The sequence below is a fragment of the Mycetocola sp. 2940 genome (assembly GCF_040548835.1).
Classification (GTDB): Bacteria; Actinomycetota; Actinomycetes; order Actinomycetales; family Microbacteriaceae; genus Mycetocola_A.
The window spans coordinates 46,003-55,252 of the sequence record NZ_JBEPSK010000018.1 but is presented as its reverse complement, the minus strand read 5'-3'; the positions used below and the strand labels follow the sequence as shown (position 1 = coordinate 55,252).

Genomic DNA, 9,250 nt, shown 5'->3' with positions numbered 1-9,250 from the left:
CAAGAATCGGGCCCTGAAACAACTCAAGTCCCTGGGATACGAGGTCCACATCACCCCAGCAATTGCCTAACCCACCATCGTTTTCCTAGCAGATCACGCTTTCCGGACGAACTCACCCGGTGCGCCGAGTGTTTCCGACCGGATGAAGTGAAGTCGCCGCCGTCAGAGCAGCGCGTGGCAGCGGCGCAGGCGGTCCAGCCACCAGTCGCGGCGCTGGGCGGATGCCGCATAGCCGTCGAGCAGGCGTGGTGACGGAATGACCCGGCGCACGTCGATTGCTCCGTTCACGGCCCGCAGCGGATCATCCGTCACATCGGCGGAGAGCAACGAGGCGGTCCCGAGCCCGCAGTCGTAGTCGAGCGCAGGCACAGCCGCAGCGAGCCACGCACCCATCGACAACCCGACCGAGGTGTCGAGCGCGCTCGACACGACCACCGGGAGGCCGGCCTGCGCGATGATGTCGAGTGACCGGCGGATGCCGCCGAGCGGCTGCGCCTTCAGCACGAGGATGTCTGCGGCGCCGGCTTCGGCTACCGTGAGCGGGTCGGCTTCCTTGCGCACGCTTTCGTCGGCGGCGATCGGCACGTCCATGTACTTGGTCCTGCGGCGGATCTCGACGAGCTCCGGCACGCTCTCGCACGGCTGCTCGACATACTCCAGATCGAATTCGGCCAGGGCATGGATGGCGTGCTCGGCCTCGTCGACGTTCCAGCCGCCGTTGGCGTCGACGCGAATCCGGCCCTCGGGGCCCATCAGCTCGCGCACCTTGCGAACCCGCGAGACGTCCTGCACGAGGGTCTGCCCGCGCTCGGCGACCTTGATCTTGGCGGTGCGGCATCCGTCGAACCGTTTCAGGATGCCGGCGACCCGATCGACATGCACCGCGGGCACTGTCGCATTGACCGGGATGCTGCGACGCAGCGGGGTGGGCAGGTCACCCCACGCGAACTCCACGGCAGCGCGCAACCAGGTCGCGCTTTCGGCATCGCCGTATTCGACGAACGGCGAGAACTCCGCCCAGCCGTTCTCGCCCTCGAGCAGGAGTGCCTCGCGCTCTTCGATGCCGCGGAACCGGGTCGCGAGCGGAAGGGCCACCACTCGCGCGGAGGCGAGAAGATCAGCAAGTTCCGGCACCGGCCGGGCGAACGACGTTGTGTCAGGCATGCACTCATTCTGCCGTGCCCGGGGCGCAACTGGGGGACCGCCGCGAGCGGCCCACGCTCGACAGGAAGTGCGGACGGAATTGGGCCGCATCTTCCTGTCGACTGTGCGCCGAGCGCGGATCATCCTGTTGGAGGAACGGGTCGGCCCGCCCGAGTGAGGGCGGCACCTCGCCCCGCGCCAGCAGATGCAGACGCGCTCTAGGCTGATTCCATGACCGTGTCTGAGATCTTCGATGAAACCGCGTGGGAAGAGGTGGCCGGGATCGGCGCTCTGACCGACATCACGTACCACCACGACACCACCGGCAGGATCGCCCGGGTCGCGTTCAACCGGCCCGAGGTGCGCAACGCGTTCCGGCCGCACACGGTCGACGAGCTGTACCGCGCCCTCGAAGACGCCCGCACCAACCCGCGCATCGGCGTCGTGCTGCTGACGGGCAACGGGCCGAGCCCGAAGGACGGCGGCTGGGCGTTCTGCTCCGGCGGCGACCAGCGCATCCGCGGGCGTGACGGCTACCAGTACTCCGCCAGCGAGGAGGCATCCGGGGTGGACACCGCCCGCAGCGGACGCCTGCACATCCTTGAGGTGCAACGGCTCATCCGCTTCATGCCGAAGGTCGTCATCGCCGTCGTCCCCGGCTGGGCGGCGGGCGGCGGCCACTCGCTGCACGTCGTCTGCGACCTCACCATCGCCAGCCGCGAACACGGCAAATTCAAGCAAACGGATGCCGATGTCGGCTCCTTCGACGCTGGTTACGGCAGCGCGTACTTCGCCCGCCAGATCGGGCAGAAGTTCGCCCGCGAGATCTTCTTCCTCGCCGAGGAGTACTCCGCGCAGCGGGCGTACGAGATGGGCGCGGTGAACGCCGTCGTGCCGCACGCCGAACTCGAATCGACCGCGCTGGACTGGGCGCGCACCATCCTGACCAAGTCGCCGACCGCGATCCGCATGCTCAAGTTCGCCTTCAACGCCGTCGACGACGGGCTGATGGGCCAGCAGGTCTTCGCCGGGGAGGCGACGCGCCTCGCCTACGGCACCGATGAAGCGGTCGAAGGGCGCGACTCATTCCTCGAGAAGCGTGACCCGGACTGGTCGCAGTACCCCTGGCAGTTCTGAGTCCCGACCCGCCTGGGCGGGAGCTGTGACGCCGTAACTGGGGGTTGGTGGGAGGGCCGAGAACCTGTTCCTTCCCCTGTCGTGATGCCACTATGGGCCGGTGGCAGCAGATAATCTTCCCCAGGTGGCCGAGCCCGCCGACGAGATCGTTCTCACGCTGCTGGGAACGGATGCAGACTTCCGCGGCCGAGTGGAAACGTCGCTGGTGCGCCTGGGAGTTCCTGCCGTCCTGTTGGTCGACGTCCAGCGCGGCGTCTTCCATTCCGTTCTGGTCAAGCTCCTGAGCGACAAGAAGGGAAGGCCATTGCGCTGGGCGACTCATGCCATTGGCGTGCACGGTCTGCAGGCGTTCGAATGGACGGATCTCGTCGCCGAGTTGAGCACTGAGCTCGACAGCGTTGTCGCGACGGCGTCTGGAATTTTCGGAGGCGCGGCGGGATTTCCCTGGGCCGAAGAAGACGTCGACGAGGATCCCGACGAGAACGCCGAGATGGACGTCGAGATCGCGGCGATCGATTCGGCTTTCGCTGTGGAATCCTTCACGTGGTACACACCGGGCGCGCCCGACATCGTGGGCTTGATCGCCCAGCAGGCGGGTCAGGCGCTGACGGTCTGCGCGACCGGTCCCGGGTACGTTGCGGGGCCGACGGAGTCGCCCAATTCGGTCTCCGAGAGTGGGTGTTGGCAAGCGAAGGGCGGAGTCTTCCTTGCGCGATCGGGTGACCGGCGAGGTGCAGGCTTTTCGTCGAAGCAGGGGCCAGTCGTGCATTGGTGGGATGAAAGGTGGATTCTTGTGGACCCTTCCCAGCCCTGGGAGGTCGATGCCGACGGTCGGCGTGTCAGGGATTATGTCGACCTCCTCGTGCCCCATGCGGAGCCGTCGCCGTGGATGACGAACTTCGGGCTCGACGATGAGCGCGCCGAACAACTGCGGGTACTGCTCCGCAAACAGTCGAGCGACGACGAGACGTTCGACCGACTCGTCACAGTGCTCGGTCTACCGACTCTCCTTTCGGATGTTGCTTCCGAACGAGTGAAACTGGTCGACGTCGATGGGGTGGAGACGATTCAGCCGAGTACCCTGCGCCAGGAGCTCGCGGCGACGTTTGACGACCTGAAGGGAATTGGTCGGGAGTTCAAGGACCTTGGGCGTGAGCTGACAGACATCGGCCGCGAGGAGTGGGAGCGCCCCTTGGCGGGGCAGGATCGCTGGCGGGAGTGGAGGAGGCGGCGCGCTCCGGGATATCTGGCGCTCATGGGCACCGGGTTCGTTCTTGCCGCGGCCATGCTGGTCATGCGGCTCGCTGAGGGAGCAGATCTCGGGTCGACGTGGTGGAGGTTCGCGCTGCTCGCGTACTGCATCCTCGAGGTGGCCTGGCCGAGACGTGGCACGGCACCCGATCACCGGGCTTTCGACGCCACTGAAGCGGACGAAGCCGCCGACCCCGCCGACGCGCAACACACCTGACGCGAGCCTCACCACGTCCGCGCCAGCGGCGCGCGGCGCTGGGCGAAGCGCCGTTCAAGGGACGAAAAACGCTGCTAAGCCGGGATTTAACAGCGGTTCGCGTCCCTTGAACGAGTCGGCCCCGCTGGTTGGAGAGACGCCTACACTGAGAGCATGACGCGGATGCTCGTGAGGGTTCCGGCGACGAGGCCACTAGACCTCATGGTCGAACTGCGGCGCGCCCTCGACCTCTCGGGACCGGCCGTCACCCCCGTGCCCGAGGAGCCGAGCGCCGGCGGACCCGAGGAGGTTCCGCAACCGGTCGGCGTCGTGATCGAAACGTCCGGATCGACCGGGGTCCCCAAGCGGGTCGCTCTCAGCCGGGATGCTCTTCTCGCGAGTGCGGCGGCCAGCGCCACGATCCTCGACGGGCAGGGCCAGTGGCTGCTCGCCCTCCCAGCCCACTACATCGCCGGGGTCCAGGTACTCGTGCGGTCGATCGCCGCAGGCACGATACCCGTCGTGATCCCCTCCGGCCGGTTCGACCCGGCCGCCTTCGTCGAGGGGTCGAAAGCACTCTCCGGCGAGCGGCATTTCACGTCGCTGGTTCCGCTGCAGCTCGCCAGACTGCTCGACAGCCGTGCCGGGCTGATGGCGCTCCGCCGTTTCGACGGCATCCTCGTCGGTGGGCAGGCGACGCCGCCGCAGCTGCTCCGGCGCACCGAGCAGCTGGGCTTGCCGATCTTCCGCACCTACGGCTCGAGCGAGACGTCAGGTGGCTGTGTCTACAACGGTGTCCCGCTGCCCGGGGTTCACGTGCGGGTGGTCCACGGTGAAGTCGAACTCGCCGGGCCGATGCTCGCCGAAGGGTACCTCGGCGATGACGCACTCACCGCCCAGACCTTCCCCGTCGCCGACGGTCACCGCTGGTATCGCACCGGCGATCTGGGCGAGTTCAGTGACGGTGTGCTGCGCGTCACCGGGCGGGCCGACAACGTCATCATTTCCGGGGGCGTCAACGTCTCCCTGGACCGGGTCGAGCACGTGGTGCGCGGACTGCCCGACCTGACCGACTCGGTCGTCGTGGCCGCGCGGCATCGGGAGTGGGGCGAGGTTCCCGTTGTCGTGACGACAGGCGGGCATCCGTCGCTCGCCGAAATCGCGGATGCCGTCGCAGACTCGCTGGGCAAGCCGGCGCGCCCCGCCCACATCGTTCGCCTCGATGAGCTGCCGCTGCTGCCGTCAGGCAAACCCGACCGCCTGGCGATCGTCGCGATCGTCGCGGTCACGCTGCACAGCGACGACCCGGAGGTCGGACCGTCAGGCACCTCGGGCTGAGCACACAGGGCTTCTGAACACAGAAAGGCGGCCGGGGCGCTGCCCCCGGCCGCCGCCTTTCGGAGACTCCTGCGAATCAGGCGTCCACCGACTTCTGTCCTTCCTTCACGGTGAGGGTCTGCTGTTCGTTTCCTGCCGCGACCTCGATCTTGCGTGGCTTCGCTCGTTCGCTGACGGGGATGGTGACGCTGAGCACCCCGTTGGTGTAGTTGGCGGCGATCTTGTCGACGTCGACACCCTGGCCGAGGTTCAACTGGCGGAGGAACGAGCCTGACATCCGCTCACGGGCGATCCACTTGGCGCCCTCCGCCGTCGTCAAGGTGCGCTCCGCGCGGATGGTCAGCAGTTGACCGTCCACATCGATGTCGACGGAACCGGGGTCAATGCCAGGCAGGTCGGCGGAGAGAACGTAGTGATCGTTCTCGCGGTACAGGTCCATGGGCATGAGACGCGGTCCCTGCCGGGTGCCGAGCAAAGCCTCGGTCGCGCGGTCGAGTTCACGGAACGGGTCAAAGTTGAGTGCCATCTGTTGTGTCCTCCTTGTTCTGTTCTGCGTGTAGTTGAGAGTTGAGCGTATGTGACTCAACTTCCGAAAAATATGTTAGCCAGCAGCCGGAAAATGTCCAGCCCGATCCTGTTTGCCGTGAGCGAACAGCAGCCCGGTCGCGCCCCGGTAAACTGCGTACGAACAGAGGGAGGTTGCCCGGTGGCAGCTAAATCACAACGGATCACACCCCCGCAGTCGCCGAGCGGCGCACGGCCGAAGGGCCGCGGCCCGAGCGGGAACCCGGCAGCGAAGCGCTACGAGAAGATCCGCCCGGCCACGTTCGGGGACTGGGTCGCCGGGGCGCGCGTCTTCACCCTCTCGATGTCGATCTCGCCGGTGCTCGTCGGCACCGGGGCCGCGATGGTGGCCAACGACCCCGGTGAATACCACTGGGTTCGCGCGCTGCTCTGCCTCGCTGTCGCCGTGTGCCTGCAGATCGGCGTGAACTACGCGAACGACTACTCCGACGGCATCCGGGGCACCGACGAGCACCGTGTCGGCCCGTTCCGGCTTGTCGGCAGCGGCAAGGCGCGCCCGAAGACCGTACGCGCCGTGGCTCTCGCCTTCTTCGCCGTCGCCGCGGTCGCCGGCCTCGTGCTCACCATCATCACCGGGCTGTGGTGGCTCATCGCCGTCGGCGCCGTCGCCATCCTGGCCGCGTGGTTCTACACCGGCGGTCGCCGGCCGTACGGCTACAACGCGCTCGGTGAACTCTTCGTCTTCGTGTTCTTCGGACTCGTCGCCACCCTCGGAACGGCGTACGTCCAGTCGTTCACGCTCAACCAGGAGGCCTGGCTGGGCGCGGTCGGCGTCGGCCTCATCTCCGTTGCCACCCTCATCGTCAACAACATCCGCGACATCGCCCAGGACAAGGCCGCAGGAAAGCGGACCCTCACCGTCCTGCTCGGCGGAACCGCCAGCCGGGTGCTGTACATCGTCTGCCTGCTCGTGCCGTTCGGCATCGCCGCCTGGCTCGCGGTCTTCTACCCGATCGCCTGGTTCGCCCTGTTCGCCCTGCTCGCGGCGCTGCCTGCCGCCCTCATCGTGGCGACGGCACGCACGCCACGCGAATTCGTGCTCGCGCTGAAGCTGACGGGCCTCGTGCAGCTCCTCTACGGTCTCGCGCTGTTCTGGGCGTTCTGGAAGTAGGTCAGCGTTCGGTCCGCGGGTCGGATGCCGCGGCATCCGACACCGCGTCTTCAGCGCTTTCGTCGGCGGCCACCGGCTTCGCACCGTGCCGCAGTTCGTAGAGATCCCGGGAGACCGCTTCGCGCGGGGTCCGCAGGAAGATGTAGGAGACGCTGAGGCCGATCAGGGCGGCGAGAATCGTCGCGATCCAGGGCTCGATCCCGAGCAGCAGCAGGACCGTCAGCGGCACGGCGAACGTGAGCAGGCGGAGCACGGAGTAGGTCACGACGGGAGGGATGCGTTTCACTCTTTCAAGTGTAGGCGGGCACGCCGGGAGGACCGTTTGGGGGTCACGTCAAGGTGGGGGAACTCCCAGATCCCGGCGCTACGATGGGGTCATGCGTTGGTGGATCATTCTGGCGGTCGTTCTCGTTGTCGTGACGATCTATTCGGTGATCGATTGCGCCCTGATTCCGGCGAACCGGGTCCGCGGCCTGAAGAAGCCGGCCTGGATCGCCATCATCCTTCTGCTGCCGGTGCTCGGTGTCATCCTCTGGTTCACGATCGGCCGTGCCCGCGCCAGCCAGGTCTCGAAGCCCCGCCTCGCGCCCGACGACGACCCCGCCTTCATCGGGACACTCGGCCGTGACCGCGAACAGGACGAACGCATCCGACGCCTTGAAGAGGAACTCGCGTCGCTGGACTCCGATGCGCCCAATCCTGACGTGACCGGCAAGGCCACGCCGACACCGGACGACAGCCCTGACGGCTCGGCCGGGCACACGCCCGACGAGTCGGGCAGAACGGATGCCTGACTCCGGTCCGGCAACCACCTACGCGGTCGCGCTTCTCGAAGAGTTCGTGCGCCTCGGCGTGCAAGACGTCGTCGTCTGCCCCGGGTCACGGTCACAGGCGCTCGCGCTCGCGGCAGCCGCACTCGAGCGCGCAGGCTCGATCCGGCTCCACGTCCGCATCGACGAGCGCGTGGCCGGATTCCTCGCCCTCGGGCTCGCCATTGAAAGCGGGGTGCCCGCCGCCGTCATCGTCACGAGCGGCACGGCGGTCGCGAACCTCCACCCGGCTGTCCTCGAGGCGCACCATTCCGGGGTGCCCCTGCTCCTGCTGACGGCCGACCGTCCCGACGAGCTGCGCGGCATCCGTTCCAACCAGACCACCCATCAGGCTGGCATCTTCGGCACAGCAGCGCGGCTGTCCCGTGACGTTCCCGCGCCGATGGGAGCGCCCGGCGACGTGTCATCCGCCCGGACGCTCGCCCGGCTGGCCGTCGATGCGGCGGTCGGGGTGGGGCCCGCCGGCGCCGGGCCGGTTCAGCTGAACCTGGCGCTGCGCGAGCCGCTGTCGACTCCGCTCGCGGCACTCGAACCCGTCGAAGCGACCAGTCACCCTGAAGCGGGCGCGCCACGGATCACCCGGCCCGGGATCCTCCTCGAGCGTGGAAAACGCACGGTGGTGATCGCCGGCCACGGTTCGGGGCCGGTGGCCGAAGCGCTCGCCCACGCGGGCGGCTGGCCGCTTCTCGCCGAAGTGTCGAGCGGCGCACGGTACGGCAGGAATCTCGTGGTCGCCTACCGTGAACTGCTCGCCGACCCGGAGTTCGGCGGACGGGTCGAGCGCGCCGTCGTCTTCGGCCACCCCACCCTCAGCAGGCAGGTGCCGGCGCTGCTCGGCCGGGATGGCGTCGAGGTGATCGTCGTCGCACCGACCGGGGATGAGGTGTACAACCCGGGTCGGCGTGCCGCCCACATCGTCGGCGCGGCCACCGTCGTCGACGGCAGCATCGACCGTGCCTGGATCGGCTCATGGGTCCAGGCCTCCCGGCAGATCTCGGAGGCGAAATCTCAGGACGTCGCACCGGACCTGGAGGCCGCGCATTCGCACGACCCGGCCATCCGGCTGGGCTACGTGAAGTCCGAGTTCGAGGCGGTCCGCGCCCGGGTCGACCGGCGGATGCTCGCCCTCGCGGTGTGGGGAGCGACCTGGCCGCACGACCGGCTCGTGATCGGCGCGTCGCGGCTGATCCGCGACGTCGACGAGGCGGTGCCGGGCAAGAAGATCACGGTCCACTCCAACCGGGGGCTCGCCGGCATCGACGGCACCGTCGCCACAGCCCTCGGCATCGCGCTGGCGAGCCAGGTCGACGGCGCCGGAATCACCCGCGTGCTGCTCGGCGACCTCACCCTGCTCCACGACGCCGGCGCCCTGCTCGGCGGGATGGGTGAGGCGATGCCGCGGATCCAGGTCATCGTCGGCAACGACGGTGGAGGCACGATCTTCGACGGGCTCGAGGTGGCTGAGTCCACCGAGAGCGCCGATTTCGACCGGGTGCTGTACACGCCGCAGCGGGCGGACTTCGCCTCGCTCGCCGCCGCGTACGGCTGGACCTATGTGAAGGCGACCAACCGGGGTGAGCTCGACCAGGCGCTGACCGCGCCCGTGGCATCCGGGGTGTTGATCGAGGTCCCGCTCACACGGTGACCGCGGGCTCGCAA

At 68.1% G+C, this 9,250-nt stretch carries 9 protein-coding genes; 6 read left to right on the top strand and 3 right to left on the bottom strand.

The window, feature by feature from the left end:
• Positions 1 to 162: 162 nt before the first annotated feature.
• Positions 163 to 1,164 (bottom strand): o-succinylbenzoate synthase, encoded by a 1,002-nt coding sequence (locus ABIE24_RS16265; RefSeq protein WP_354501538.1) that lies wholly within the window; start codon positions 1,162 to 1,164, stop codon positions 163 to 165.
• Positions 1,165 to 1,374: 210 nt separating this feature from the next.
• Here ABIE24_RS16265 and ABIE24_RS16260 point away from each other — a divergent pair, with 210 nt between their 5' ends.
• The 3 genes from ABIE24_RS16260 (at position 1,375) to ABIE24_RS16250 (ending at position 5,065) form a co-directional block, all read left to right on the top strand.
• Complete coding sequence (locus ABIE24_RS16260) at positions 1,375 to 2,280, top strand: 1,4-dihydroxy-2-naphthoyl-CoA synthase (protein WP_354501536.1); 906 nt, start codon at positions 1,375 to 1,377, stop codon at positions 2,278 to 2,280.
• Positions 2,281 to 2,380: 100 nt separating this feature from the next.
• A complete protein-coding gene (locus ABIE24_RS16255) occupies positions 2,381 to 3,748 on the top strand; it encodes a hypothetical protein (RefSeq protein ID WP_354501533.1) in 1,368 nt (455 codons plus the stop codon).
• Positions 3,749 to 3,901: 153 nt separating this feature from the next.
• The gene (locus tag ABIE24_RS16250; protein WP_354501530.1) at positions 3,902 to 5,065 is read left to right on the top strand and encodes an AMP-binding protein; all 1,164 of its coding nucleotides are present in this window, start codon (positions 3,902 to 3,904) and stop codon (positions 5,063 to 5,065) included.
• 76 nt (positions 5,066 to 5,141) lie between these two features.
• Here ABIE24_RS16250 and ABIE24_RS16245 read toward each other — a convergent pair whose 3' ends face one another.
• Complete coding sequence (locus ABIE24_RS16245) at positions 5,142 to 5,591, bottom strand: Hsp20/alpha crystallin family protein (protein WP_354501527.1); 450 nt, start codon at positions 5,589 to 5,591, stop codon at positions 5,142 to 5,144.
• 180 nt (positions 5,592 to 5,771) lie between these two features.
• Here ABIE24_RS16245 and ABIE24_RS16240 point away from each other — a divergent pair, with 180 nt between their 5' ends.
• A complete protein-coding gene (locus tag ABIE24_RS16240; RefSeq protein ID WP_354501524.1) occupies positions 5,772 to 6,761 on the top strand; it encodes a 1,4-dihydroxy-2-naphthoate polyprenyltransferase in 990 nt (329 codons plus the stop codon).
• A 1-nt stretch (position 6,762) separates the two neighbouring features.
• Here the strand turns inward: ABIE24_RS16240 and ABIE24_RS16235 are convergent, their stop codons facing one another.
• Positions 6,763 to 7,047, bottom strand: coding sequence for a DUF4229 domain-containing protein (locus tag ABIE24_RS16235; RefSeq protein ID WP_354501521.1), 285 nt, complete (start codon positions 7,045 to 7,047; stop codon positions 6,763 to 6,765).
• A 91-nt stretch (positions 7,048 to 7,138) separates the two neighbouring features.
• Here ABIE24_RS16235 and ABIE24_RS16230 point away from each other — a divergent pair, with 91 nt between their 5' ends.
• Both ABIE24_RS16230 and menD read left to right on the top strand, forming a co-directional pair.
• Positions 7,139 to 7,555, top strand: coding sequence for a PLD nuclease N-terminal domain-containing protein (locus ABIE24_RS16230; RefSeq protein WP_354501518.1), 417 nt, complete (start codon positions 7,139 to 7,141; stop codon positions 7,553 to 7,555).
• On the top strand, positions 7,548 to 9,236 hold the full coding sequence (gene menD, locus ABIE24_RS16225) for a 2-succinyl-5-enolpyruvyl-6-hydroxy-3-cyclohexene-1-carboxylic-acid synthase (RefSeq protein WP_354501515.1): 1,689 nt from the start codon (positions 7,548 to 7,550) through the stop codon (positions 9,234 to 9,236). The genes ABIE24_RS16230 and menD overlap by 8 nt, the downstream gene beginning before the upstream one ends.
• Positions 9,237 to 9,250: the final 14 nt, after the last annotated feature.